The sequence below is a fragment of the Bradyrhizobium sp. 18BD genome (genome assembly GCF_054185225.1).
This window is the reverse complement of sequence record NZ_JAVAYL010000001.1, coordinates 558,866-584,391: the sequence shown is the minus strand read 5'-3', so window position 1 is coordinate 584,391 and position 25,526 is coordinate 558,866. Positions and strand designations below refer to the sequence as shown.

General features: G+C 64.8%; 24 protein-coding genes and 1 pseudogene. 9 read left to right on the top strand and 16 right to left on the bottom strand.

Features of this window, described 5'->3' with window-relative positions; all coding sequences use genetic code 11:
- Window positions 1–2: 2 nt before the first annotated feature.
- Window positions 3–557 carry a DUF924 family protein gene (locus RAD16_RS02770; RefSeq protein ID WP_458156347.1) on the top strand — a complete coding sequence of 185 codons (555 nt, stop codon included), beginning with the start codon at window positions 3–5 and terminating at the stop codon, window positions 555–557.
- A gap of 108 nt (window positions 558–665) precedes the next feature.
- Window positions 666–1,151 carry a peroxiredoxin gene (locus tag RAD16_RS02765; protein WP_326896750.1) on the top strand — a complete coding sequence of 162 codons (486 nt, stop codon included), beginning with the start codon at window positions 666–668 and terminating at the stop codon, window positions 1,149–1,151.
- 62 nt (window positions 1,152–1,213) lie between these two features.
- On the opposite strand, the pseudogene RAD16_RS02760 reads toward RAD16_RS02765, so the two are convergent.
- The 4 genes and pseudogenes from RAD16_RS02760 to ispH all read right to left on the bottom strand — a co-directional run bounded on the left by RAD16_RS02760 (window position 1,214) and on the right by ispH (window position 4,790).
- A pseudogene (locus RAD16_RS02760) lies at window positions 1,214–2,215 on the bottom strand (IS30 family transposase).
- A gap of 155 nt (window positions 2,216–2,370) precedes the next feature.
- Complete coding sequence (rnhA, locus tag RAD16_RS02755) at window positions 2,371–2,835, bottom strand: ribonuclease HI (protein ID WP_458156346.1); 465 nt, start codon at window positions 2,833–2,835, stop codon at window positions 2,371–2,373.
- Window positions 2,832–3,815: a homoserine kinase gene (locus tag RAD16_RS02750; protein WP_458156345.1), complete on the bottom strand. Its 984-nt coding sequence runs from the start codon at window positions 3,813–3,815 to the stop codon at window positions 2,832–2,834. The genes rnhA and RAD16_RS02750 overlap by 4 nt, the downstream gene beginning before the upstream one ends.
- A gap of 6 nt (window positions 3,816–3,821) precedes the next feature.
- Window positions 3,822–4,790 (bottom strand): 4-hydroxy-3-methylbut-2-enyl diphosphate reductase, encoded by a 969-nt coding sequence (gene ispH, locus RAD16_RS02745; RefSeq protein ID WP_458156344.1) that lies wholly within the window; start codon window positions 4,788–4,790, stop codon window positions 3,822–3,824.
- 255 nt (window positions 4,791–5,045) lie between these two features.
- Here ispH and RAD16_RS02740 point away from each other — a divergent pair, with 255 nt between their 5' ends.
- Entirely contained in the window at window positions 5,046–5,738 is a 693-nt protein-coding gene (locus RAD16_RS02740) for a DUF1013 domain-containing protein (protein WP_458156343.1), read from the top strand.
- Window positions 5,739–5,821: 83 nt separating this feature from the next.
- Here the strand turns inward: RAD16_RS02740 and RAD16_RS02735 are convergent, their stop codons facing one another.
- The 5 genes from RAD16_RS02735 to RAD16_RS02715 form a co-directional block, all read right to left on the bottom strand.
- Complete coding sequence (locus RAD16_RS02735) at window positions 5,822–6,568, bottom strand: OmpW/AlkL family protein (protein WP_458156342.1); 747 nt, start codon at window positions 6,566–6,568, stop codon at window positions 5,822–5,824.
- Window positions 6,569–6,747: 179 nt separating this feature from the next.
- A complete protein-coding gene (locus tag RAD16_RS02730; protein WP_458156341.1) occupies window positions 6,748–7,017 on the bottom strand; it encodes a hypothetical protein in 270 nt (89 codons plus the stop codon).
- A 217-nt stretch (window positions 7,018–7,234) separates the two neighbouring features.
- A complete protein-coding gene (locus tag RAD16_RS02725) occupies window positions 7,235–9,148 on the bottom strand; it encodes a propionyl-CoA synthetase (RefSeq protein WP_458156340.1) in 1,914 nt (637 codons plus the stop codon).
- Between the two features lie 339 nt (window positions 9,149–9,487).
- Entirely contained in the window at window positions 9,488–10,873 is a 1,386-nt protein-coding gene (locus RAD16_RS02720) for a tetratricopeptide repeat protein (RefSeq protein ID WP_458156339.1), read from the bottom strand.
- Window positions 10,874–11,117: 244 nt separating this feature from the next.
- Window positions 11,118–11,882 carry a tetratricopeptide repeat protein gene (locus RAD16_RS02715; protein WP_458156338.1) on the bottom strand — a complete coding sequence of 255 codons (765 nt, stop codon included), beginning with the start codon at window positions 11,880–11,882 and terminating at the stop codon, window positions 11,118–11,120.
- A gap of 90 nt (window positions 11,883–11,972) precedes the next feature.
- Between RAD16_RS02715 and RAD16_RS02710 the strand changes: the two genes are divergently transcribed.
- Entirely contained in the window at window positions 11,973–13,550 is a 1,578-nt protein-coding gene (locus tag RAD16_RS02710) for a cation:proton antiporter (protein WP_458156337.1), read from the top strand.
- Window positions 13,551–13,620: 70 nt separating this feature from the next.
- Window positions 13,621–14,391, top strand: a complete 771-nt coding sequence (locus tag RAD16_RS02705) for a hypothetical protein (RefSeq protein WP_458156336.1) — start codon at window positions 13,621–13,623, stop codon at window positions 14,389–14,391.
- 217 nt (window positions 14,392–14,608) lie between these two features.
- Here the strand turns inward: RAD16_RS02705 and RAD16_RS02700 are convergent, their stop codons facing one another.
- The 5 genes from RAD16_RS02700 to RAD16_RS02680 form a co-directional block, all read right to left on the bottom strand.
- The gene (locus RAD16_RS02700) at window positions 14,609–15,415 is read right to left on the bottom strand and encodes an SDR family NAD(P)-dependent oxidoreductase (protein WP_458156335.1); all 807 of its coding nucleotides are present in this window, start codon (window positions 15,413–15,415) and stop codon (window positions 14,609–14,611) included.
- Window positions 15,416–15,504: 89 nt separating this feature from the next.
- Entirely contained in the window at window positions 15,505–15,882 is a 378-nt protein-coding gene (locus tag RAD16_RS02695; RefSeq protein ID WP_458156334.1) for a DUF1850 domain-containing protein, read from the bottom strand.
- The gene (locus RAD16_RS02690; RefSeq protein WP_458156333.1) at window positions 15,879–17,990 is read right to left on the bottom strand and encodes a TRAP transporter permease; all 2,112 of its coding nucleotides are present in this window, start codon (window positions 17,988–17,990) and stop codon (window positions 15,879–15,881) included. Before RAD16_RS02690 ends, RAD16_RS02695 begins: the two co-directional genes overlap by 4 nt.
- A 188-nt stretch (window positions 17,991–18,178) precedes the next feature.
- On the bottom strand, window positions 18,179–19,126 hold the full coding sequence (locus tag RAD16_RS02685) for a TAXI family TRAP transporter solute-binding subunit (protein ID WP_458156332.1): 948 nt from the start codon (window positions 19,124–19,126) through the stop codon (window positions 18,179–18,181).
- A 184-nt stretch (window positions 19,127–19,310) separates the two neighbouring features.
- Window positions 19,311–19,790 (bottom strand): hypothetical protein, encoded by a 480-nt coding sequence (locus RAD16_RS02680; protein WP_458156331.1) that lies wholly within the window; start codon window positions 19,788–19,790, stop codon window positions 19,311–19,313.
- 188 nt (window positions 19,791–19,978) lie between these two features.
- On the opposite strand from RAD16_RS02680, the gene RAD16_RS02675 reads away from it, so the two are divergent.
- Window positions 19,979–20,290 (top strand): hypothetical protein, encoded by a 312-nt coding sequence (locus tag RAD16_RS02675; RefSeq protein WP_458156330.1) that lies wholly within the window; start codon window positions 19,979–19,981, stop codon window positions 20,288–20,290.
- A gap of 190 nt (window positions 20,291–20,480) precedes the next feature.
- Here RAD16_RS02675 and RAD16_RS02670 read toward each other — a convergent pair whose 3' ends face one another.
- Complete coding sequence (locus RAD16_RS02670) at window positions 20,481–21,695, bottom strand: hypothetical protein (protein ID WP_458156329.1); 1,215 nt, start codon at window positions 21,693–21,695, stop codon at window positions 20,481–20,483.
- 56 nt (window positions 21,696–21,751) lie between these two features.
- On the bottom strand, window positions 21,752–22,381 hold the full coding sequence (locus RAD16_RS02665) for an NUDIX hydrolase (protein WP_458156427.1): 630 nt from the start codon (window positions 22,379–22,381) through the stop codon (window positions 21,752–21,754).
- Window positions 22,382–22,450: 69 nt separating this feature from the next.
- On the opposite strand from RAD16_RS02665, the gene RAD16_RS02660 reads away from it, so the two are divergent.
- The 3 genes from RAD16_RS02660 (at window position 22,451) to RAD16_RS02650 (ending at window position 25,393) form a co-directional block, all read left to right on the top strand.
- Window positions 22,451–22,876, top strand: coding sequence for a PaaI family thioesterase (locus RAD16_RS02660; RefSeq protein ID WP_458156328.1), 426 nt, complete (start codon window positions 22,451–22,453; stop codon window positions 22,874–22,876).
- A 165-nt stretch (window positions 22,877–23,041) separates the two neighbouring features.
- Window positions 23,042–24,064 (top strand): aldo/keto reductase, encoded by a 1,023-nt coding sequence (locus RAD16_RS02655; protein WP_458156327.1) that lies wholly within the window; start codon window positions 23,042–23,044, stop codon window positions 24,062–24,064.
- 15 nt (window positions 24,065–24,079) lie between these two features.
- Window positions 24,080–25,393, top strand: coding sequence for a tetratricopeptide repeat protein (locus tag RAD16_RS02650; protein ID WP_458156326.1), 1,314 nt, complete (start codon window positions 24,080–24,082; stop codon window positions 25,391–25,393).
- The last annotated feature ends 133 nt before the right edge of the window (window positions 25,394–25,526 follow it).

The following is a 25,526-nucleotide window of genomic DNA, read 5'->3' as shown; positions in this document are numbered from 1 at the left end:
TCATGACTGACATCGACGACGTGACGCCGGCCGCCGTTCTCGCCTTCTGGCGCGAGGCCGGCCACGAGCGCTGGTACAAGCGCAGCGACGCGTTCGACGCGGAGGTCCGCCGCCGCTTTCTCCCGCTATGGCAGAAGGCGGCCGGCGGCGAGCTGGCGTCCTGGGAGGCGAGCGACGACGGTGCACTGGCGCTGGTCATCGTGCTCGACCAGTTTCCACGCAACATGTTTCGCGGCACATCACAGGCCTTTGCCAGCGACCCGCAGGCGCGCGACGTCGCCCGCCGTGCCATCGAAACAGGCACGGATCGCAGGATCGATCCCGCCCTGCTCGAATTCCTCTACATGCCCTTCATGCATTCCGAGCACCTGCCCGACCAGCTGCATTGCGTCACGCTGTTTGAAAACACCGATAACACCGAAAACCAGAAATACGCCCGGGTGCACGCCGACATCATCCAGCGGTTCGGCCGCTTTCCCCACCGCAACCGCCTGCTCGGCCGCGACACCACCGAGGAGGAGCAAGCCTTCCTCGACGGCGGTGGTTTTGCGGGCTGATGACAACACGGTGAAGGGGTGTCGCCACCGCCGCTTCCTTCGCCGGCAATATTGTGCAGTCCCGTCACACGGTCTAAAAAGCGGGACCGATTTTCAGGGAGACTGACGATGGCGATCCAGACTGGCGAGAAGCTGCCCGAGGCGAAATTCCGCGTGATGACGGCGGAAGGCCCGCAGGTGAAGACCACCGACGATATCTTCAAGGGCAAGAAGGTGGCGCTGTTCGCCGTGCCCGGCGCCTACACCGGCACCTGCCACAAGATGCATCTGCCGAGCATCTTCCTCAACGCCTACGCCATCAAGGACAAGGGCGTCGATACCATCGCCATCATCTCCGTCAACGACGCCTTCGTCATGAACGCCTGGAAGCGCGACACCGACCAGCGCGACGAAGCGGTCTTCCTCGCCGACGGCAATGCCGACTTCACCAAGGCGATCGGCATGGAGCTCGACGCCTCCGCCAACGGCCTCGGCATCCGCTCCAAGCGCTATTCGATGCTGGTCGAGGATGGCGTGGTCAAGAAGCTGAACCTCGAAGCGATGCCCGGCAAGGTCGAGGTGTCCGGCGGCGATACGCTGCTGGGGCAGCTCTGAGCTTAGGCATCGCTCTTAGCCACAAATGACACTGTCATGCCCCGCGAGAGCGGGGGATGGATTCACGGTTGAAGTGCAACGGTTGATCTGAGTTCGGAGAATGCCTCGGCGGGTGTCTTGAAGTCCAGGCATTTGCGCGGGGTGTCGTTGAGGCGCTGAACATGCCGTCTAAGATCGGCCGCTGTAAGGAGATTGAGATCCGTCTTGCGGGGCAGCCAGCGTCGCAAGCGGCCGATCGAGTTTTCCACGCCGCCTTTTTGCCAGGGGCTGTGCGGATCGCAGAAGAAGGTCTGGACACCGAGGGTCGTGTGAAGCCGATGGTGCTCAGCGAACTCGTTCTCATTGTCGAAGCTGATGGTTTGGCGCATCGCCGGAGGCAGTTTGCCGATCTGGCGGGCGATGGCTCGGGCAGTGGGAAGAGCCTTTCGATCGAGGGGGCGGTGAACCAGGCTGAAGCGGCTTTGTCGTTCGTGGAGAACCATTAGCCCTGGCCGGATCGGGAGAACATCATAAAGTCCGCCTCCCAATGGCCCGCCGTCTGGCGGCTGTCGACCTCGATGGGCCGTTCGGTAATCGAGCGCCGCTGTTTGATGAGGCTTGCGGAGCTGCCGCCCCGCCGCCGGCGCCCTCGCATTTTCTTGTGACGTGGCAGCAGACGATACCAGTAGTCCTTCTGGGCCGTGCGATGATAGATGAAACGATAGATTGACTCATGGCTGATGATGACGCGACCATGCTTCAGCGCCAGCCGGCCGGCGATCTGCTCCGGCGAATGTCCCATCGCAAGGCTTTTGCGGACGCGTCTTCGCAGGACTGGCTGGCGCGCTAGCTTGAAGCGACAATCCCATCGCCTCCGTCGCTCGGCTAATTGCTGGGCTCGGACCGGCTCGTAGCCGCCGGCCCAAGCCTTCGTCGGCCTAGAATTGCGCTCAAGTTCCCGACTGATCGTGGAAGGCGGACCTGCCCAGGGCTGCCGCAATCTAGTTTTGAGATATACCGCCTGCATGCAGGCGGTATATCTCAACGCGCTCCTCAAGGCTGAGCTGGCCATAACGTCGTCCCATCGCAACAACACCTTAACAGGTGTTGCACTTGCATCGTGAACCGAAGGGGAATCCAGTACGCCGAGACGTCTCGGCTCAAGCACAACTGCCTCTGGAATACTGGATCGCCCGCCTTCGCGGGCGATGACAGTTGGGGGTGGAGCGCGAACGGCGCCCTACTCCGCCACCCGCTGCTGCATCCTTGCCTTCACGATCCCCTCGCGCGCAAGCTGATCCGCCCGCTCGTTCTCGGGATGCCCGGCGTGGCCCTTGACCCAGTGCCAACGGACCTCATGCGCCTTCAGCGCCGCGTCGAGGCGCTGCCAAAGCTCGACATTCTTCACCGGCTTCTTGTCGGCGGTGCGCCAGCCGTTGCGCTTCCAGCCGTGGATCCAGCCGGTGATGCCCTGCCGGACATATTGGCTGTCGGTGTAGAGATCGACGGTGCACGGCTTCTTCAGCGCTTCGAGCGCGGAGATCGCCGCCATCAATTCCATCTGGTTGTTGGTGGTGTGGCGCTCGCCGCCGTTCAGCTCTTTTTCCTTGTCGCCGAACTTCAGGATCGCACCCCAGCCGCCAGGCCCGGGATTCCCCGAGCAGGCGCCGTCGGTATAGATCGTGACATTGGGAAGCTCGCTCACGCAACCAGTCCTGACGGCATCAGCCCGTAATCGCGCACGCTGGAGACGCTCTGGTGGAAGCGCAACTTGCGGACATATTCCAAGGGATCTTTCGGCTTCACCAGCGCGCCGGGCGGCACGTTGAGCCAGTCCACCAGCCGCGTCAGCAGGAAGCGGATCGCAGCACCGCGCGCGAGCAGCGGCAGCGCGGCCTCCTCGGCTTCGGTCAGCTTGCGCACCCGGCCATAGGCGTTGAGGAAAGCGCGCGCCTTGGTGACGTTGAAGGAGTGATCGGGCTCAAAACACCAGGCGTTGAGGCAGATCGCGACGTCATAGGCCAGCATGTCGTTGCAGGCGAAGGTGAAGTCGATGATCCCCGAGAGCTTGTCGCCGAGGAAGAAGACGTTGTCGTTGAAGAGATCGGCGTGGATCACGCCTTCCGGCAGATGGCTCGGCCAGACACCACCCGAGAGATAATCGAGCTCGGTGGCGAGAAACGCGCGCAGGCCCGGCTGCACCTCGTCGGCGCGGTCCGCCGCCGCATTGAACAGCGGCCGCCAGCCCGCGACTGAAAGCGCATTGGCGCGCTTGATCGCGAAGTTCTCGCCGGCCAGATGCATCCTGGCCAGCCCCTCGCCGACGCCGGCGCAATGCGTCGCATTCGGCTTGCGCGGCCAGATGCCCTCGAGAAAGGTGATGATCGCGGCAGGGCGGTCCGACAGCTCGTGCAGCGCCTCACCATCTTTCGCTCTCACCGGCAGCGGGCAGCTCACGCCGTGCTCCGCCAGATGCGTCATCAACGCGAGGAAGAACGGCAGATCGTTCTTCGCCACGCGCTTCTCATAGAGCGTGAGGATGAACGAACCTTTGCTCGTATGCAGCAGGAAGTTGGTGTTTTCTACGCCCTCGGCGATGCCCTTGTAGGAGAGCAATTCGCCGAGATCGTATTGATTGAGGAAATCCGCAAGCTCGTCGGCGGCAACGTCGGTGTAAACCGCCATAAAGGTCTACTCGGCGGCGGCTTCGGGGCGCACCTGACGGGGCAGCGGGAAGAACTCGTTCTCTTCCGCGGCCGAGACCGTCTCCACATGCAGCGTGTAGCGCTCGGCGAAGGCGTCCATGATCTCCTCGACGATCACTTCAGGCGCGGACGCACCCGCGGTGATACCGAGGCTCTTGATGTTGCCGAACTTGTCCCAGTCGATGTCGGTGGCGCGCTGCGCCAGCACCGCGATCCCACAACCCTCGCGCTCGGCGACCTCGCGCAGGCGCTGCGAGTTCGACGAATTGGGAGCACCGACAACAATGAGCGCGTCGACCACCGGCGCCACCTTCTTCACCGCGAGCTGGCGATTGGTGGTGGCGTAGCAGATGTCTTCCTTGTGCGGACCGTTGATGTTCGGGAAGCGCTCCTTGAGCAGCGCCACGATCTCCGCGGTGTCGTCGATCGACAATGTGGTCTGGGTCACAAAGGCCAGATTGTTCGGGTCCTTCGGATTGATGGTCTTGGCGTCCTCGGCGGTCTCGATCAGGGTCACCGCGCCGACCGGAAGTTGGCCGAGCGTGCCGACCACTTCGGGATGGTGGGAGTGGCCGATCAGGAAGATCTCGCGGCCGCGCTTGAAGTGGATCGCGGCCTCGCGGTGGACCTTGGTCACCAGCGGGCAGGTCGCATCCAGCGAGAACAAATTGCGGGACTGGGCGTCGGCGGGAACCGACTTGGGGACGCCGTGGGCCGAGAAAACCACCGGTGCGGTGGTGTTTTCGGGGATTTCGGCCAGCTCCTCGACGAAGATGGCGCCCTTCTTCTTCAACCCGTCGACGACATATTTATTGTGCACAATCTCATGGCGAACATAGACGGGGGCGCCGTACTTATCGAGCGCCCGTTCCACGGTGTCGATCGCCCGGACCACCCCGGCGCAGAAGCCGCGGGGAGAACAAAGCACGATCTTGAGGTCTGGTTTGGCTGACATTGAGCAATCTCGGGACCGAATCACCTCGCCAAATGGGCGGGACCGCGGTCGGTGGATGGAATAGGGCTTAGGTACGGGCCTACAGGGACATGAGAGGGAATTGGGCCCCCTTTCGGGCGCTGTCAAGGCACTATCTATAGCAGAACCATTGCGTGGCTACCCCCTCCGGGCTTATATAGGGCGAATTCCCTGTCATCGCTGATGACCACCGGTTTCGCCTCCAGAGGGGTGGGCGAAGCACAAAGGAGATTTGCCATGAGCAACGCACCTCTGATGCCCAAGGCGACCGCCGTTTGGCTGCTCGACAACACCGCGCTGACCTTCGATCAGGTCGCCGATTTCACCAAGATGCATCCCCTCGAGGTGCGCGCGATCGCCGACGGCGACGCGGCCCAGGGCATCAAGGGCATGGATCCCCTCTCCAACGGCCAGCTGACCCGCGAGGAGATCGAGAAGGGCGAGAAGAACCCGGACTACCGGCTCCGCCTCCAGGAGAGCAAGGTGGTGCTGCCGCCGCAGCCCAAGCGCAAGGGTCCGCGCTACACCCCGGTCTCGCGCCGCCACGAGCGCCCGAGCGCCATCCTCTGGCTGCTGCGCAGCCATCCGGAGCTCAAGGACGCCCAGATCATGCGTCTGGTCGGCACCACCAAGAGCACCATCGCCAGCGTGCGTGACCGCACCCACTGGAACACGTCCCAACTGACCCCGATCGATCCAGTCACCCTCGGCCTCTGCTCGCAGATCGAGCTCGATTTCGAAGTGGCGCGCGCCGCGAAGGAAAAGCCGATCGACGCAGCCTATGGCGGCGCCACCCTGCTGCCGGCATCCGAAACCACCCGCAAGGAGGAGTACGAGCCGGCGGAGAAGTCCAGCGACGACCTCAACGTCGACGCCGTGTTCGCCAAGCTCAAGACCCTCGGCGGCAAGAAGCAGGACGAGGAGGAATAATCCTTCGTCTTCCAATCGCGACCAAATGCAAACGCGGCGGGAAAACCCGCCGCGTTTTGTTTTATATGGTTACCGCCTCGTCCTCAGAACTTGTACGTCACGCCGCCGCCGACGAGCCACGGATCGATATGCGCGGTGCCGGTAACGGGCAGACCCGAGACGGTCGCGCTGTAGTCCGGCCGCAGCCAGAGCTTCTTGACGTCGACGTTGAGACCCCAGTGCCGGTCGAGCATGTAGTCGAAGCCGAACTGCACGGCGCCGCCCCAGGCATTGCTGACATGGAGGCCTGTGGTGGTGGCGACGATCGCGGGCGGGCCGGCGATGGCGGCCGGCGCATTGGCGGCGGAGTTATTGAAGAACACCGTGTAGTTCACGCCGGCGCCGACATACGGCTTGAACGCGCCGAAATTGTCGAAGTGATATTGCAGCGTCAGCGTCGGCGGCAGCAGCGTGGTCTTGCCGATCGGCAAATTCGCGAGCGAGCCGGTGCCGCTGATCGAATGCCGGGTTACGCCGAGGATCAACTCGGCCGCGATGTTCTTGGTGAAGAAATAGCTGATGTCGAGCTCGGGCACGACCTGGTCGCTGATCGAGAGCCCGGAATTCGGCGATGACAGCGAGGGCACGCCCGCGACATTGACGGTCGAGCCGCCGGCGTCAGGCAATACGCCGAGCACGCGCAGACGCACCATCCAGGGATTGAAGCTCTCGGCCGGCGGCGGCGCCTTCTTGTAGACAGGCAGATCGGCCGCCTGCGCTGAGGCAAAAGTCCCCGCGAGCATCGCGCCAAACATCGCAAGCCGCGCCAAGTTTCTTATCGTTCCGTTCATTGCATTCCCCTTCAGCCATAGCGCGCTTCGTTGCGCGACATGTGCGTCAGAGCAGAAAGGGGATGGCGAAGGATTTGACGCCGATCAAATCAGGACGAACGCGACACGATTTGGCCGCGGCGTTGCAGATGTGTCACGAGAAACGCGCGAAGCTGCGCAGGATAATTCCGCAGCCGATGTCAGGGCCGCTCGGGATGGTTCAGCATGTATTCGCCGAGATCGCGCTGGCGGCGGTCGGCGCGGGCGGTGGCTGCATTGCGCTGGACGTCGCGGTCCTTGCGGCAGGCCACGTATTCGGGCGTGCCCTGCGCGTAGCCACGGCTCTGGCACACCGCATCGTCATCGTCGCCGCCCATGGCCACCGGCGTCTGGTAGCGCGCCGAGCAGGCGGAGAGAGCGATGGCGAGCAGCACGGCTGCAAGCAGGCGCGGCGCGGTGGCGAGTGGCATGGGAGGTCCCCTGTTGGCCGGCCCTGTTTAGCGCGGAATGAGGAGATTGTAAGTCCCTGGACGCCGTTCCACACTCGCCGTCATTCCCCGCGAAAGCGGGGAGTCCAGTACGCCGCGGCGGTCATGGGTCGCACAATTACGGCCACGGAGTACTGGATCGCCCGCTCCAGTGCGCAACAGCGCACAAGGCGAGCGATGACGGCGGAGAGAGCACCCCTCACATCCGCCCCTTCAGCGCCTCCCCGATCTCGTCCAGCACCTTGGGATCCTCGATCGTCGCCGGCATGGTCCAGGCCTCGCCATCGGCGATCTTCTTGATGGTCCCGCGCAGGATCTTTCCGGAGCGCGTCTTGGGGAGGCGGCCTACGGTGATGGCGAGCTTGAAGGCGGCGACGGGGCCGAGCTTGTCGCGCACCAGCGCGATGATCTCCTTCTCGATCTCGCTCGGAGCCCGCTTCACGCCGGCCTTGAGCACCAGGAAGCCGCAGGGCACCTCGCCCTTGATCGCATCCTTGACGCCGAGCACGGCGCATTCGGCGACATCTGGGTGCGAGGCCAGAATCTCCTCCATGCCTCCTGTAGAGAGGCGATGGCCGGCGACGTTGATGATGTCGTCGGTGCGGCCCATGACGAAGACATAGCCGTCCTCGTCCTTGTAGCCGGCGTCCGAGGTTTTGTAATAGCCGGGGAATTCGCTCAGATAGGCTTCCCTAAAGCGCGCATCCTGATTCCACAGCGTCGGCAGGCAGCCCGGCGGCATCGGGAGCTTGATGACGATCGAGCCCATGGTGTTGGGGCCGACGGGCTTGGCAGCTTCGTCCACGACGTCGACCTGGTAGCCCGGCATCGGCACGGTCGGCGAGCCGTGCTTCACCGGCAGCATGCCGAGGCCGACCGGATTGCCGGCGATGCACCAGCCGGTCTCGGTCTGCCACCAATGGTCTATCACTGGCACCTTCAACTGCTGTTCTGCCCATTCCACCGTCGGCGGATCGGCGCGCTCGCCGGCGAGGAACAGGGTGCGGAACTTGGACAGATCATATTGCCGGATGAACTTGCCTTCCGGATCCTCTTTCCGGATGGCGCGGAACGCCGTCGGCGCTGTGAAGAAGGCCACCGCCTCGTGCTCGGAGATGACGCGCCAGAACGCGCCGGCATCGGGCGTGCCGACCGGCTTGCCCTCGTACATGATCGAGGTCGCGCCATGCAGCAGCGGGCCGTAGATGATGTAGCTGTGGCCGACCACCCAGCCGATGTCGGAGCCGCACCACCAGACCTCGCCCGGCTTGACGCCGTAGAGGTTGAACATCGACCATTTCACCGCAACCAGATGCCCGCCATTGTCGCGTACGACGCCCTTCGGGATGCCTGTGGTGCCCGAGGTGTAGAGGATGTAGAGCGGGTCGGTGGCAGCGACCGGCACACACGGCGCCTTCTTGCCGTCGTTCATCGCCTTGCGGCGCAGGCTCGCCCAATCGTAATCGCGGCCTGGCGTGAGGTCGCAGGTGAGCTGCGGACGCTGCAGCACGATGCAGGCCTTCGGCTTGCTGCCTGCAAGCCTGATGGCTTCGTCGAGCAGCGGCTTGTACTGCACGATGCGGCCCGGCTCGATGCCGCAGCTCGCGGAGAGAATGAGCTTCGGCTGCGCATCGTCGATGCGGGTGGCGAGCTCCTTTGCGGCAAAGCCGCCGAATACCACGGAGTGCACCGCGCCGATGCGCGCGCAGGCGAGCACCGCGACCACGGCCTCCGGCACCATCGGCATATAAAGGATGACGCGGTCGCCCTTGGCGACGCCAAAATCCTGCATGATGGCGGCGAGCGCCTGTACTTCAGTGAGCAGCTCGGCATAGGTGAATTTGGTGATCGAGCCGGCCAGCGGCGAATCGTGGATCAGCGCAACCTGGTCGGCACGGCCGCGTTCGACGTGGCGGTCGAGCGCGTTGTAGCAGGTGTTGACGACGCCGCCCGTGAACCAGCGGCCATAGACGCCCTGCGAGGCATCGAAGATCGTCTTCGGCGGCTCGATCCAGTCGATCTCCGTGGCCGCTTCGGCCCAAAAGCCCTGCGGATCGGCCAGCGAGCGCGCATGGATCTCGTGATAGAGACTCTTCTTCCCCTGGACGTTCATTCCCGCGCTCCCGTTCCCTTTATTCGCCTGGCCCCGACCTGACCGACAGGACGAGCGTCCCGGCATGAGAGGGATCAAGGACCGGCGTTGTTTGAGGGGTATTTTCCCGGGATCGGGGCGCGGTTCAAGCTGAAAAGAATGGACCTTTTGGGGGAGAGCACCACGACCGCCGCGCGGGCAGTACGCTCCCTCGCCCCGCTTGCGGGGAGAGGGTTGGGGTGAGGGGGAGTCTCCGCGGGGACAGTGAGAGCTGGACGCGCGGAGAGCCCCCTCACCCGGAATCCGCGCTTCGCGCGAATTCCGGCCTCCCCGTAAGCGGGGAGAGGCGAAGACCCGCCCTCAGCTCTCCATTGCATTTAACCGCTGCAAGCGATCCTGCATGACCTTCCGGAGATCATAGCCGGGCCTTCCAAAACTCGCGTTCCGCGTCGCGAGGAAATCGCGCTGGGTCTTGCGCAGGTCGCTGGCCGAGCGCTTGTTCACCACCTTCAGCACGCGCTCATAGGTCTCCGCGATCTGGCGGTCGAGCACGCCGAGCTGCGGATCGGCGCAGATCACCTTCTCGACCTCGCGCCTTGCCGTGGCGCAATCGAAGGAGGGGCCGTTGCCGGAATTTGCCGCGAGCGGACGCTGCGGTGCGTCGCCGAATTTCGAGATCTCCGCGATCATGGCCCGCCGTCCGTTGGCGGCGTTGTCATTGCCGGGATCGAGCTTCAGCGCCGTCTCGTAATCGGCCAGCGCCTTCCTGCGCTCGCCCATCTTCTTGTAGAGCACGGCGCGGTTGTTGTAGGTCTGCGCGAAATTCGGATCGAGCTTCAGCGCGGCTTCATAGTCGCTCAGTGCCGCGCCGAGCTCGCCTTTGAGCTGATAGGAATCGCCGCGATTGGTGAAGAAGTTCGGCCTCGGCGCCAGCCGCAGCGCCTGGTCGTAATCGGCAATCGCCTCGTCATACTTGCCCATCGCGGCCAGCGACAAGCCGCGATTGTCGTAATATTCCGGCACCTTCGGATCGAGCCTGATCGCCTCGCCATCGTCGGCGACGGACTTCTCGAGCTGCCCGAGCTTCTTGTAGGCCGCGCCGCGATTGGTGTAGCTGCGCGCCCGGTTCGGATCGAGCCGCAAGGCTTCGCTGAGATCGCGGATCGCCTTCGCGTTGTCGCCGCCGAGATAATAGGTCACGCCACGGTCGGACCAGGCCTGCGCATAGTCGCCCCTGAGCTTGATCGCCTGGTCGTAATCGGCAAGCGCGCGGTCGAGCCGGCGCTGGCTGGTGTAGACGACGCCGCGCAGCTCGTAAGCTTCCGCATCCTGCGGATCGAGCTCGATCGCCTTGCTGAGGTCGGAAGCGGCGCGGTTGAGGTCGCCGCCGGCCTCGCGCAGCAGGTCGCCGCGCAGGCGCCAGGCCTTTGCATTCTTGCCGTCCAGCGCGATGGCGCGGTCGATGTCCCGCAGCGCCTGTGTGAGGCCGCCCGAGGTCCGCGCATTGGTATCAGCTCGGACCAGCAGCGCCGCGGCGCGGTCGGAGGATGGATTTGAAGCCTGGTCGACGATGACGCTGCAGGCCGGGATCAGCTCGGCAGGCGCGGCCTTGCTGCCGGGAGCGCAATCGACCGCAGCCGAGGCCGGAGCGGCGAGGACGAGGCTCATGGCGGCGCTGAGCAGGAAGGCGCGAAGCGGGGTTTTGGCAAACGGGAACATTTGCGCGGAAGCACGCGTGCCGCACATCAGGAAGACTCCGTGACATCAGGTTTTCACCATTGTCGCGGCGGGAAAGCGATGGGTTCAATTTGGAGCCTGTTAGGGACGCGCCGGCGCATCGCTCCCTCGCCCCGCTTGCGGGGAGAGGGTGGGGTGAGGGGGAGCCTCCCCAAGCGAGGTAGCAGTTGGATTCGTGGAGAGTCCCCCTCACCCGGAATTTGCTCACGCAAATTCCGGCCTCTCCCCGCACGCGGGGAGAGGCGAAGAAAACTCAATACCCGTCCACGCCGTTGATCCGCTGCAGCCGCTCCTGCATCGCCTTCTTCAAATCGTATCCCGGCCGCCCGTAACCGGCATTGCGGCGTGCAATGAACTCGTCCTGCTCGCGCTGGAGCACCTTGGCTTCCGCAGGGTTGCGCGCCTCCCGGATCGCACGCGCGTTCGAGCCAAAAATCTCGCGGTCGAGATCGGCGAGCTCGCGGTTGCCGCAGATCGCCTTCTCCACGGCGCGCGTCGCGCCCCTGCAATTGAAGCTGGGCTTGCCGGCGACCGCCATCTGCGCCCCGATCCGCTCGAGCTCGCGCGCCATCGCCTTGTGATTGGCCTTGGCCTTCTCGTGGTTCGGATCGATCTTCAGCGCCGCCCCGAAATCCTGCACCGCCTTGGGCTTGTCGCCCTTCTTCAACCAGAGCTCACCGCGCGCGTTGAAGACATCCGCAAGTGTGGGATCGAGCAAAAGAGCCCGGCTGTCGTCGGCAATCGCACGATCGATCTGGTCGTGCCGCGCCAGAAGCGCAGCGCGCGCGACCAGCGCCTTGACCAAATCCGCCTTCGCCGTCTTCTCATTGTCGATCGCGGCCGCGCAGGCGGAATTGGCCTTGTCCATCTCGTCGGCCGCGCTTGCGGCGAGGCATGGGGCGATATCGACCTGCGCCACAGTGGCCGGCTCGCCGCCGGTCGCAGCAAAGCCCGCATTGAGCGAAAGCGCTGAGAGCACCACGGCCCCTGACAATCGAATCAGTTTCTGAAAACGCATGCTTGTTGCAGTCGGAAAGTCTTCTTCGCTCTTGTTCACTCTTGCCTTGGGGCCGCACTATCCATCATACGGCCGGATTGGTGCTAGCTTGTGGCACCGCCAAAATCGGTTTCGGGGACGATCGTGTCGACATTCGAATGGATCATCGCGCTGCTGCTCGGCGCCGTTGCATTATCGGCGCTGGCGCGGCGGATCAAGGTCCCTTACCCGACCTTTCTGGCGATCGGCGGCGCGCTGATCGCCTTCGTGCCGAACAGCCCGACCTGGACGCTTGAGCCGGACCTGGCGTTGGCGCTTTTTGTCGCACCGGTCCTGCTCGATGCCGCCTTCGACACCTCGCTGCGGGACCTGCGCAACAACTGGGTTCCGGTCTCGACCCTGGTCGTCGCCGCGGTCGGCCTGACCACGGCCGGCGTGGCCTATGTCGCACACCGGCTGATGCCCGACATGCCCTGGGCCGCAGCGATCGCGCTCGGCGCCATCGTGGCGCCACCGGACGCCGCGGCCGCGGTCGCGATCCTGAGCCAGGTCAAGCTGCCCTACCGCATGGTGAAGGTGCTGGAGGGCGAGAGCCTGCTCAACGATGCCAGCGCACTCCTGATCTATCGCATCGCCGTCGGCGCGGTCGTCACCGAGCATCTGAGCTGGAGCCAGGTCGCGCCGACGATGGCGCTGGCGCTGGTCGGGAGCGTCATCGCCGGTCTCGTCTTAGCCCGCCTCATCCCGCCCATCATGGAGCGCGTGAAGGAGGCACCGAGCGCGATCATCGTTCAGTTCGCCACCACCTTCATGGTCTGGATCGCCGCCGAGCATCTCGGCCTCTCGGGCATCCTCACCATCGTGGTCTACGCCATCGCGATGGCGCGCACCGCAGGCGAGCGGATGCCGGCGCGGCTGCGGGTGCCGTCCTATGCGGTGTGGGAAACGATGGTGTTCGTGCTCAATGTGCTCGCCTTCATGCTGATCGGCATGCAGATGCGCCCGATCTGGACGCGGCTCGATGCGGATGTGCGCTGGGAATATTGCGTGGCGGCGGCCTGGATCCTGCTCACGGTGGTGCTGGTACGGCTTGCATGGATCACGTTCTACCGCACCACGCTGCGCGTGCTGATCGCACACGACATCTACCATCCGAAGGATCCCAAGCAGGTGGCCTCGCCGAAGGGCGGCCTCATCATCTCCTGGTGCGGCATGCGCGGCCTCGTCACGCTCGCGACCGCCTTCGCGCTGCCGGAGAACTTTCCCTATCGCGACTTCATCGTCTTCATTGCCTTCGCCGTCGTGCTCGGATCGCTCATCATCCAGGGCCTGACGCTGCGGCCGCTGATCCTGGCCTTCGGCCTCAAGGACGACGACCCTGTCGGACAAGAGGTCGCGCGCGCTCGCGCCGCTTGCTATCGCGCTGCGCTCGACGCGATCGAGGACGATCCGTCGGAGGAGGCGGAAATCCTGCGGCTCGAATACCGCGCCATCCTGATGCAGGCCGACGACGATCCGCACGGCGGCATCACCAGCGGCGAACTCCCCGCCGATCCGCTGCGCCGCCGCGCCATCGCGGCCGCGCGCAAATCGATCTTCCATCTCCGCGCCACCGAGGTGATCGGCGACGATGCATTCCATCGCCTCGAGGAAGAGCTGGATCGCGCAGAATTGAGCGCGGGCGGCTGATCAGCGTGCGCCAGATCACACAGGGCGATCTGGCGTTGAACCGGGTGGTCTCCTCACAGACTCATCCCTTATGACAGTCCTGATCGACGACCGTCGTGTACGCGCGCGAGATGCGTCGCCTGCACGATATTTTTATCTCCACATGGCCCTGGCCTGCGCAGCGACCGCCTTTCTCGGCTTCGCACCGACCTATTGGGTGCCGCTCGCCAACCGGACATTGTCCGCAAGCCCGGTGATTCATTTTCACGGCCTGTTGTTCTTCACCTGGACGCTCTATTTCGTACTGCAGACCTGGCTCGCCGCTTCGGGCCGCGTGGTCAACCACCGCGCCCTCGGCATCGCCGGCGTCTCGCTCGCGACCGCGATGACGATCTTCGGCTTCCTCGCCTCGGTGACGTCGATGAAGCACGCCGCCGCGCTCGGACAGACCGATGCGGGCATCTCCTTCTCGATCGTGCCGATGAGCGGCATCGCGTTCTTCGCGTCGGTATTCGTGCTCGCGATCATGAACACGCGCAGGCCTGAAGTTCACAAGCGCCTGATGCTGCTGGCCGCGGTCTCGATCCTCGACGCCGCCATCGCACGCTGGTTCCTGACCTTCCTCGCCCCTCCCGGACCGCCCGGCCCGCCGCCGGTGCCCGTGACGATCGCGCCTGCCGTGGTCGCCTCGCTCCTGCTCGTCGTCGCCATGGTGCGCGACTGGCGCACCGAGGGCCGCGTGCACCCGGTTTACATCTTCGGCACGCTCGCGATGCTGGCGGTGAAGTTTCTGAATTGGCCGGTCAGCGAGACGGCGGCGTGGCACGCGTTCGCCGGCGGGATTCTGGGGCTGGCGCAGTAGACAGCTCAGCACTCCGCTGTCGCTCCACAAACACCAATGCAAATCCGTCACCCTGAGGTGGCCGCTTCTTCAGCGGCCCTCGAAGGGCGACGGCCCGGCTGCATCTTGGCCGTTCATCCTTCGAGGCTCCCGGCGCGATGCGTTGCATCGCGCCACTCGCACCTCCTGCGACAACCGCTTCGCGGTTGCGCGGGGATGACGGGACTGTTGAAGTGCTTCAGGTCCCCGCCTTGCACGTGATCCCGCCGTCCACCACGAGCTCGATCCCCGTCACATATTTCGACTCGTCCGACGCCAGGAACAGTGCGGCATTGGCGACGTCCCAGGCCTCGCCCATGTGGCCCATCGGCACCTGCGCATCGCGGGCGCGCCACATCGCGTCGACATCACCCTTGGCATAGCTGTTCGCAAGACCCGCGGAGTGTTCCACCATCGGCGTCTTCATCAAGCCGGGCAGGATCGCGTTCACGCGCACATGGCTCTTCGCGAACTCGATCGCGGTGGAACGCGTCAACTGGTTCATCGCCGCCTTGCTGGCGTTGTAGCTGACATAGGAAATCCCGACATGGCGGATCGAGGCGATCGAGGAGATGTTGATGATGGAGCCGCCACCCTGCTTCACCATCACGGGGATGACGTGCTTCATGGTGAGATAGGCACTCTTGAGATTGACGGTAAAGACCCGGTCCCAGCTCTCCTCGGCGACCTCGACCACGCTGCCCATCTCGGCGATGCCGACATTGTTGTCGAGCACGTCGATCCGGCCATAGGCCTTCAGGCACGCCGCGACCATCGCCTCGATCTCGTTATGCCGCGCCACGTCGGCCGTGAAGGCCGCCGCCTTGCCGCCTTCGCCGTTGATGATCTTCGCGGTCTCCTCGGCGGCTGCACCGTTGCGATCGACGCAAAACACCTGCGCACCCTCGCGCGCGAAGGTGACCGCGGTCGCCTTGCCGTTGCCCCAGCCGGGTCCGATCGAGCCGGCTCCCACCACCATCGCAACCTTGCCCTTGAGCCGATCCATCGCATGTCTCCCGTGTTGTTTCTCGTAGCCCGGATGAGCGAAGCGATATCCGGGGCCGCCGTTCCCGGATGTCGCTTCGCTCATCCGGGCTACGGATCTTTGCAGACGCTCATCTTTGTGACGTTAGCACCGACGGGATGGCCGACAATCTCCGAAAGCGTCTGGCAGCTTCCCTCATGGCACAGCCGCCACTCCCCGGCCTCTCCGGAATTTCCAAGCACCACCTCCGGCATCGGCGCACGCGCGGGCTTCCATTGAAACCAGCCATCGACCAGCCGTGCCTCGGGCGGCGGCTCCATGCCGGGGCCGGTGCCCTTGACGCGGGCCTGCACCAGCTCCAGGCCGGCAGGCGTGACGCGCCAGTCTTCCTGCCAGTCGACCTTGGCGATCGAATGCGTCCATGCCAGCGTGAAGGCGGACAGCGCGAGCGCCTTCACGCCTCCCGCCGTTGCGAGGCAGAGACTCACGCCGCTTCGGCGACGGCAGGCGGACGCTGCCGCCACTGCCACAGCACGAGCGCGGCCGAGAGCACGAAGCCGGCCGTGTCGCTGAAGGCGAAGTCGCCGAGCAGGCACAGCGCGGCACCGAGCGCCACCACGCGTTCGAGCAATGTCAATCGCGTGAACAGGAAGCCGATCGCGACCATGCCGAACAGCGCGATGGCCACCAGCGCCTTGAAGCTCGCCAGCGCCACCGCGCCGTAGAAGCCGAGCTTGGCCGCCATGGGATCGCCCGCCTGCAGCATCAGCGCCGGCGAATAGACGAAGATAAAGGGGATGACGTAGCCGGCAAGTGCGATGCGCATCGCCTCCCAGCCGATCTTGTCTGGATTCTCCTTCGCGATCGGCGCCGCCGCGAGCGCTGCGAGTGCGACCGGCGGCGAGAGGTCGGCCATGATGCCGTAATAGAACGCGAACATGTGGCTCGCGATCAAGGGCACGCCGAGCTTCGCCAGCGCCGGCGCGGCGAGCGCGGCGGTGATGATGTAGGTCGGGATGGTCGGAATGCCGGTGCCGAGCAGGATCGACAGCAGCATGGTCATGATCAGCGCCAGGAACAGGCTCTTCTCACCGAGCCCGATCACCCAGCTCCCGAAGATTGTGCCGACACCGGTCTGCGACATCATGCCGATGATGACGCCAACGATGGCGCAGGCCATGCCGACGGTGATCGCCGACTTGGCGCTTTCGGCCAGAGCATCGCGACACTCACGCAGGGCCTTGAGACCGCCACGGATGAAAGCGGTGATGACGATCAATCCGACCACGACGCTCGCGACCGGCACGATCTGCAGGCCATCGCGCGACAGCGCGGCGACGACGAGCGCCAGCCCGACCCAGAAGATATAGCGGATCACCATCGAGGAGGCGCCCGTCGTGATGGCGGTGCCAAGAATCAGCGTCACCGTCAGCGCGAGACCCATGCTGCCGGCATAGAGCGGCGTAAAGCCTTCGAACAGCATGTAGACGAGGGCTGCGAGCGGCAGCACCAGGTACCAGCGCGTCACCAGCGCCTTCCAGGCGCTCGGGATCTCCGAGCGCTTCATGCCGACGAGGCCGTGCTTGCCGGCTTCCAGATGCACCATCCAGAACGCGGAGGCGAAATAGAGGATCGCGGGGATCGCAGCCGCCTTCACGATTTCCGAATACTGGACGCCAAGCGTTTCGGCCATGATGAAGGCGACCGCGCCCATCACCGGCGGCATGATCTGGCCACCCATCGACGCGGTGGCCTCGACGCCGGCCGCAAACGCGCGGCGGTAGCCGAACTTGATCATCAGCGGAATCGTGAACTGGCCGACGGTGACGACGTTGGCGACGCCCGAGCCGGAGATCGTGCCCATCATGCCCGAGGCGAACACCGCGACCTTGGCCGGCCCGCCGCGGGTGCGGCCGAACAGGCCAAGAGAAACATCGGTGAAGAGTTGGATCATGCCGGCGCGCTCCAGGAACGAGCCGAACAGGATGAACAGGAAGATGTAGGTCGCCGAGACGTAGATCGGCACGCCGTAAAAGCCTTCGGTGCCGAACGACAGATGCGTGACGATCTGGTCGAAATCGTAACCGCGATGGTTGAGCGGCGACGGCAAATACTGCCCGAAGAACCAATAGAGCAAGCAGGCGCCGCACATCAGCGGCAGCGCCGCGCCCATCAGGCGCCGGGTGCCCTCGAAGATCAGCACCGCGAGCAGCGTGCCGACCGCGAGATCGAGCCTGGTCGGATCGCCATCGCGCGCAATCAGATCGGCGTAGAAGATCCATTGATAAAGGCCGCAGAAGAAACCGGCGCCGCCGATCACCCAGCCGAGCGTGCGGCCGGCATTGCTCTTCGCCGTGAAGTTGGCGATCAGGCCGAAGGTGAGCAGAACCAGGAAGCCGACATGGACGCCGCGCACCACTTGGCTCGGCAGATAGTTGAAGGCGGCGACATAGAGCTGGAAGGTCGCGAACGCGATGCCGATCCAGTAGGCGAGCGTGCCCCACCAGCCCGGGCCAAAGCCTTCCGGAAATCCGTGCTCGAAATTGTCGAATTCAACCTTGATGGGCGCCGCGGTGCCCTCTGCCTTTTCCAGCATTTTTAAATCGTCCTCAGCCCTGTGCGGGCAATCATAACATCAGCACCGCCGCCGCACACGTCATGGCCGGGCTTGTCCCGGCCATCCCCGGCCCAAAGTGCGTCCAAGAACGTGGATGCCCGGGACATCTGTGCGAAGACGCGCTTCGCGCTAATGCCCGGCCATGACGCCCGATGGAGGGAGCCGACCTACTTGATCAGCCCTTTTTCCTTGTAATAGCGGATCGCGCCGGGGTGCAGCGGAACCGGGCTGCCATCGGCGGCGGTCTCGAGCTTGATCTCCTTGCCGGCCGCGTGTGCGTTGGCGAGCTCGGGCAGCGACTCGAACACCAGCTTCGTCATCTGATAGGCGAGGTCGTCCGACACCGCCGAGCTGGTCACGAGGTAATTGACCACGGCCGCCGTCGGCACGTCCTTGTCCTGGCCTGTATAGGTGTTGGCCGGGATGATCGCCGAGATGAACGGCGGGCCGATCTTGTCGACGGTCTCCTTCGGCACCGACACCACAGTGATCGAGGCCGAGGTCGAGAGGTCCTTCAGCGAGGCGACACCGAGGCCGGCCGACTGCAGCGTTGCGCCGAGCTGGCGGTTCTTCATGAGATCGACGGATTCGGCGAACGGCAGATATTCGACCTTGCCGAGGTCCTTGTAGCTCATGCCGGCGGCGGCCAGGATCGCGCGGGAATTCAGCTCGGTGCCCGATTTCGGCGCGCCGACCGACAGGCTCTTGCCCTTGAGGTCCGCGAGCGTCTTGATGCCGGACTCGGCGGTCGCGACGATCTGGATGTAGTTCGGATAGATCGCGCCGATGGTGCGCAGCTTGTCGAGCTTGTTCTTGAAGCCGGCTTCTTCCTCGCCTTCCCAGGCGGCCTTCAGCGAATCGCCGAGTGTGAACGCCAGTTCACCGCGGCCCTGCTGCAGCAGGATCAGATTCTCGACCGACGCCTTGGTGGCCTGCACCTGCGTCTTCACGTTCGGAATCTTGTCGCCGTAGATCTTCCCGATCGCGACCCCGAGCGGATAGTAGACGCCGGAGGTGCCGCCGGTCAGCACGTTGATGAAGGATTGCGCGTGCGCGCAAGGTGCCGACGCCGCCAGAGCAAGAGCCGCGGCCGCGCCGAAAATCGTCCGTTTCATGGTTGTTGTACTCCCCAAACCGGCGGCGAAATTGGCCGGATGAGGGGTGCGGGTCAACCCATCCAAAAGGCAAAACAGGACTGCGGTAAATGGCCGTTCCGGCTGGGATTTTTCGGGAACCCGCGGGTGCGGCGAGGTGGCGCAGCCTCCCCCGCAGGCGGGGAGGCTGCGCACCGTCAAACGGTCACTGGAACGTCATGTCCAGGCACTTGGAGATGTCGGAGCCGAGGCCGGAGGAGATGGTAATGCAGCCGCGGATCTTCTGCGCGGACATGTCGGCGGCCCAGATCGAGTAGCCGCCGGGGCCGAAGAACGAATTGGTGTTCGGCGGCTCGGTCTCGGTGGCATCGAAATCATACCTGCCGTCGGTCTCGAAGATGCGCGGCTTCTTGGTGCAGCCGCCGTCGGTCTGGACGTTGATGACCTCCTTGTTGTCCCGCGTCAGCGCCAGAGAAACCTGGCAGCGGAAATATTCCGACGTCTTGGTGTTGAAAAGATAGGTGTAGGACTTGCAGGTCGCCGTGTTCAGCTTGCCCGGCGCGAGGCCGCGGCTGCACGAAATCCGCTGATTATGGCTGAGCTGGTAATCATCGGCCCGGGCAGCCGGCGCCAGCGCCGTGATCAGCAGCGCGGCAGCCGAGCAGGCTTTCATGACATGGTTCATACGAATCATCCCCTACCAATCTTTTTGTCGAATTGCGTTTTAGACGGAAAGCGGAACATAGTCGCGAGGGGACGAAGGGAAAATCACAAACTGCTTGGCAAGACGTGATGCGCTGCGGCGTTTTGCGAATTGACCCGAAAACGCCGTTCGTGATTTGTTCAAAACGGGCAACCCGGGGAGGATGGATGATGGCATTTCCAACAAAGACATTTCTTTCGGCTGCACTCATGGCGGCGCTCGGCATTTTCGCCGCGCCCGCAAGCGCGCAAACCGCGGCGACGCCGTGGGAGCTCAAGCCCGACACCGGCTATGCCTATGACAAGGAAGGCAAGACCTTCTCCTACAAGATGGGCACCAGCAATGCCGGCGAGCTCCTGAAGGGCGCCAAGAAGGTGCCGAAGGGCACGCTGTTCTTCATCGGCCATAACGGCCAGCTCTACATGCGCAGCGGCCCGTATCTGGAAGGCGACGGCAATTTCAAGTTCGGGCCGGAGCGGTAGAAGACGCGATCACGGTGCGCTCCCTCGCCCCGTTCTTACGGGGAGAGGGTTGGGGTGAGAGGCTCCTCTCCACGCGTGAGATTGTCGAGGGACCTGTACCCCCTCACCCGCATCGCACCGGACGATGCTTCGCATCGCCGAGGCGATCCGACCTCTCCCCGCGAGCGGGGAGAGGTAAAGAGACAGCGCCCTAAAACGCCCCCGCGAGCTCCCGCGCGCCGGCATTGTTGCTGTTGCTGTCCATCCGCGTATCCGTCACCGCGAGCAGCTTCGCCACCGTGTTGTGGCGGATCGCGACCGGGTTGCGCTCATAGCCGCCGCGCTGGAAGAAGTTCGAGGTCGGCACCTGCTCGCGCATCGCCTGCGGCATGGTCACCATGTCGAGCCCGGTGCCGTCGCCGGTGAGGTTCATCATTTCGAGCTCGGCGGCGGTGAGCGGGCGCGTGTAACCCTTGGCGCGCGCGAACAGCACCGATGTCAGCAGCTTGTGGGTCTGCAGCATCGGGCCGATGTCGATGTCGAGCACCATCGCATGCATGGCCCAGCCCTGTGCGGTGTTGCCGATCTTCTCGTGCTCCGACCAGGTGTCGGGCACCGCCTTCGCATGCGCCACCATTTTCTTGAGAACGCCGAGCTTGTGCTCGAGCGCCTGGCGCGCCGGCCCCGAGGTCCGTCCCACCTTGTCGGCGAGCACGCGAATGAGTTCATGGCCCTGCTCGGCCAGCAGCTCGACGCTGTTGGTGGTCAAGAGCTGGTTGTAGCCAATCGCTGTCGAGATCGCGCGCTTGCCGCCATGCTCGATGCCTGCCTGGACATCGTAATTGCCGGTGCCGCCGGTCTCGAACGAATAGACCCGCACCGCCTGCTCGCGCGTCAGGCCCGAGGCGAGCGCGTAGCGCGCATAGGCGCGCTTGAACTCGACCTCGCTGGAGGGACGCTGCGGCGTGAACTGGTAGAGCTCCTGCGCCGCGCGCAGCAGGTCGGCGACGACAGGAATCGGCTTTTTGGTCGGGCGCTCCGGCGTCTCCTCCGGCTCCGGGTTCACTGGCCGCTTCGGCCCGTTATAGAGCGGCGGATGCTCCAGCACGTAATCGTCCAGCGTAATCTGCTGTCCGCTGCGCCGCTTGGCATTGCGGCCCTTTCGCTTCTCGGAGATCTGGCTCCAATAGGCGCCGGCCTCCTCGTCGAAGGCCGCGCGCGCGGCCTGATATTCCTGCAGCTTGCGGCGATATTCGAGCACGGCGGGCGACGCCCCACCTTGCGCAAAAAACTGCGACAGCAGCTGGGCGTTGGCGTCGCGGACGGCGGCCGGCAGCGTATCGGCCTCGCCACCGCGTCCGGCGGGTGCGAGCAGGACGAGCGCAAATGGAACCAGCGTCAGGGATTTTCGAATCGAGTGATGCATGCTGCCCTCTTAGCAGGCATCCGGTAACCGTCACGTTAACGTGCCGTTTACCATCGTCACTTCCAGGCGAACACCGGCTGTTCCAGGTCGGTAACGCGGGTGTGCCGCCCCGCCAGCACCTCGCGGAACTGATAGATCAGCGCCGCCGTCGGCGCATGGATCAGGCTCATCTGGTGATGGAAGCGGATCACGCGGCGGGTGCTTTCGGGGATCGCGGTGAAATCGAAGGCCTCGTCGCGCTCGATCGTCGCAAGCGCAATGCGATGGACCGAGGCAACCTCGTCCGGGTTCGGCCGGATCGCAGCGCTGTCGGCCGCCCAGATCACGACCGGTGTGATCAGATAGCCCGAGCGCGTCGGATAATCGTCGAGCAGGCCGAGCACCGCATCGGCCGGAAGCCTGAGCGCAAGCTCCTCGTCGAGCTCGCGCAGCGCCGCCTCGACCGGCGTCTCGCCGGCGTCGTAGCGTCCGCCCGGCAGCGCCCACTGGCCGCGATGCGCGCGCAGGCTCGACGCACGCTTGGTCAGCAGAAACGCCGTATCATGGCCGTCGTTGGATTCGGTGAGCGCCAGCACCACCGCGGCGCGCTTCAGTGCCGATGGCTCGACCTCGTCGGGCAGCCGCACGAATGCAGCGCAGGCCTCTGCGATATTCCGTCTGGTGGTATCGTCGAAAGCTCTCATGATGCTTGACTACACCAGGACCGCGCTTGATGAAACGAGCAGAGATCAAGCGTTGCAAGGATGGACGGAGAGATGACCACCAAGGTCGCCGCAAGGCTGAAATCAGAGGGCTGGAGCATCCTCGAGACCACGGGCTTCATGCATCTGATCGGCCCGTTGTGGGAGCGCAAGGTCGATGGCCAGTACGAATTCGCACTCGCGACCGAAGACAAGCACCACAACCGCCGCGGCATGGTCCAGGGCGGCGTGATGATGACATTCGCCGACCGCACCTGCGGCATGACCGCCCGCTACGTCTCCGGCAAGGAGTTCATGGCGACGGTGCAGCTCGACACCCATTTCGTCGAAGCGGGCCAGATCGGCGACATCCTGATTTCCCGCCCGCGCGTGGTGCGCTCGACCCGCAGCCTGATCTTCATGAGCACCGAGGTCACCGTGGACGATCGCTGCATCGTGATGGCCAATGGCGTGTTCAAGATCCTGAAGGGGCCGGGGTAGGTTCACGCCGTCAGGCGGGCGCTGCGCACCACACCCGTCATTGCGAGCGCAGCGAAGCAATCCGGAATCTCTCCGCGGACGCATCTCTGGAATGCTTCGCTGCGCTCGCAATGACGGCGGTAGCTGGCTATGCTGCCCTCCATCAAGATATCGAGGACCCGCCCCATGCAATACCGCCAGCTCGGCCGCACTGGCCTGAAAGTTTCGCCGATCTGTCTGGGCACCATGATGTTCGGCGGGCCGACCGATGAAGCCGCATCGAAACGGATCATCGACAAGGCGCGCGGCGCCGGCATCAACTTCATCGACACCGCGGACGCCTATTCGAAGGGCGCATCCGAGCAGGTCGTCGGCCGCGCCATTGCCGATCACCGCCACGCCTGGGTGCTCGCGACAAAGCTCGCCAATCCCATGAACACCGGGATGGGGGATGATCCCAATCGCGTCGGCCTGTCGCGGCGCTGGGTGTTGCAGGCTGCCGACGAAAGCCTGAAGCGGCTCGGCACCGACCACATCGACATCTACTATCTGCACAAGGAAGATCATGCGACGCCGCTGGAAGAGACGGTGCGCGCGATGGGCGATTTGATCCGCGCCGGCAAGGTGCGCTATTTCGGCGTCTCGAATTACCGCGCCTGGCGCGTCGCCGAGATCTGCAACATCTGCGACCGGCTCGGCATCGACCGGCCCGCGGTGAGCCAGCCTTATTACAACGCGATGAACCGCATGCCTGAGGTCGAGCATTTTCCGGCCTGCTCCTATTACGGTCTCGGCATCGTGCCTTACAGCCCGCTGGCGCGCGGCGTGCTCACCGGCAAGTACAAGCCGGATGCCGCCCCCGACAAAGATACGCGCGCCGGCCGCAACGACACCCGCATGATGCAGACCGAATGGCGGCCGGAATCGCTCCAGCTCGCGCAGGAGATCAAGAGCCACGCCGAGAGGAAAGGCATCACCGCCGGCCAGTTCGCCGTCGCCTGGGTGCTCAACTCCGCCTTCGTCTCCTCGATCGTCGCAGGTCCCCGTACCGAGGAGCAGTGGGACGGCTACATCAGCGCGCTCGACTACCGCTTCACCGCCGACGACGAGGCGCTGATCGACCGGCTGGTTGTGCCGGGCCATCCGTCGACGCCCGGCTACAACGACCCGGCCTATCCGATCGAAGGCCGCCGCGCGCGGACGGCATAACAGCGGGAGACGACGATGCCGCATGAAGACCGCTACGGCCTGCCGCTCTCCACCGCGTCCGACGCGGCAGCATCCGCCTATCGCGACGGCGTCGATCTCATGCTGGCGGGGTGGACCGGCACGGCGGAGACGCTGGAGCGCGCGATTGCGGCCGATCCGGATTTCGCGCTGGCCCATATCGCCCGCGCGCGGGTGCATGCGTTCTACCAGCAAGGCGATCTCGCGCGGCAGAAGGCGGCGGCGGCGCGTGAGCTTGTCGCGAAGCGCGGCACCGAGCGCGAGCGTTCCCATGTCGAGACGCTGGCGCTGGCGATCGAGGGACGCGGGCCCGATGCGATCGCAGCGATGCGGAAGCACGTCGACGCATGGCCGCGCGATGCCGTGGTGCTGTCGCTGCCGCTCGGCGCGTTCGGCCTGTTCGCGTTCTCCGGCATGGCCGATCACGACCGCGCCCGGCACGAGCTGTGCGAGCGCGTCGCGCATCATTACGGCGAGGACTGGTGGTTTCTCACCATGTCCGGCTGGGCGATGACCGAGAATGGCGACGTCGCGCGCGGCCGCGCCGTCACCGAGCGCGGCTTCGATCTGCGCCGGGCGAATGCCCACGCCGCGCACGCGGTGCTGCATGCGATGTTCGAAGATGGCTCGATCGAGGCAGCCGATTGTCTCGTCGACGAATGGATTCCGACCTATGACCGTGCCGGCATTTTGCACGGCCATATCCTCTGGCATCAGGCGCTCGGCGCGCTCGAACATGGCGATGCGGCGCGGGCGCTCGCGATCTATGCCGACGTGCTTCAGCCGACCGCCACCCAGGCGCCGCCGCTCAATGTCATCACCGACAGCGCCTCGCTGCTGTGGCGCCTGTCGGCCTACGGTCACGCCGTGCCGAAACCGCTCTGGGCCGAGGCCGACGCTGCCGCGCAAAAACTGTTTCCGAAATCGGGGCTGCCGTTTGCGGACGTCCACATGGCGCTGTTCGCGGCGGCGACGCAAAATCGGGACGCGCTCACGACCCGGCTCGCCGTGATCGAGCAGCGGCTTGCCGAGGGCAAGCTGCCGGCCGGCCCCGTGGTGCCGGCGATCTGCCGCGCGCTGGCCGCCTTTGCCGACGAGAACTATGCGGCTTGCGCGCAAATGCTCGCGCCCGTGCTCGACGACGTCGTGCGCATCGGCGGCAGCCACGCCCAGCGCGAGCTGATCGAGGACACTTTCATCGTCGCCCTCATGCGCGGCGGCGATCTCCCCCGCGCCCGCAGCCTGCTCGACGCCCGTCTGCACCGCCGCCCCTCCCTGCGCGACAGGCGCTGGCAGGCGGCGATGGCTTGAGGCCGCCGCCCCTCACGCCCGGACGTCATCTTCCACAAACGATCGGCAGGTCTTCGCTGCGTCTGCGAAGACCGCGACGCAACTGCATCAATCCACGCGCATGTTGACTTTCTCGCGCACAAACGAAAGGATC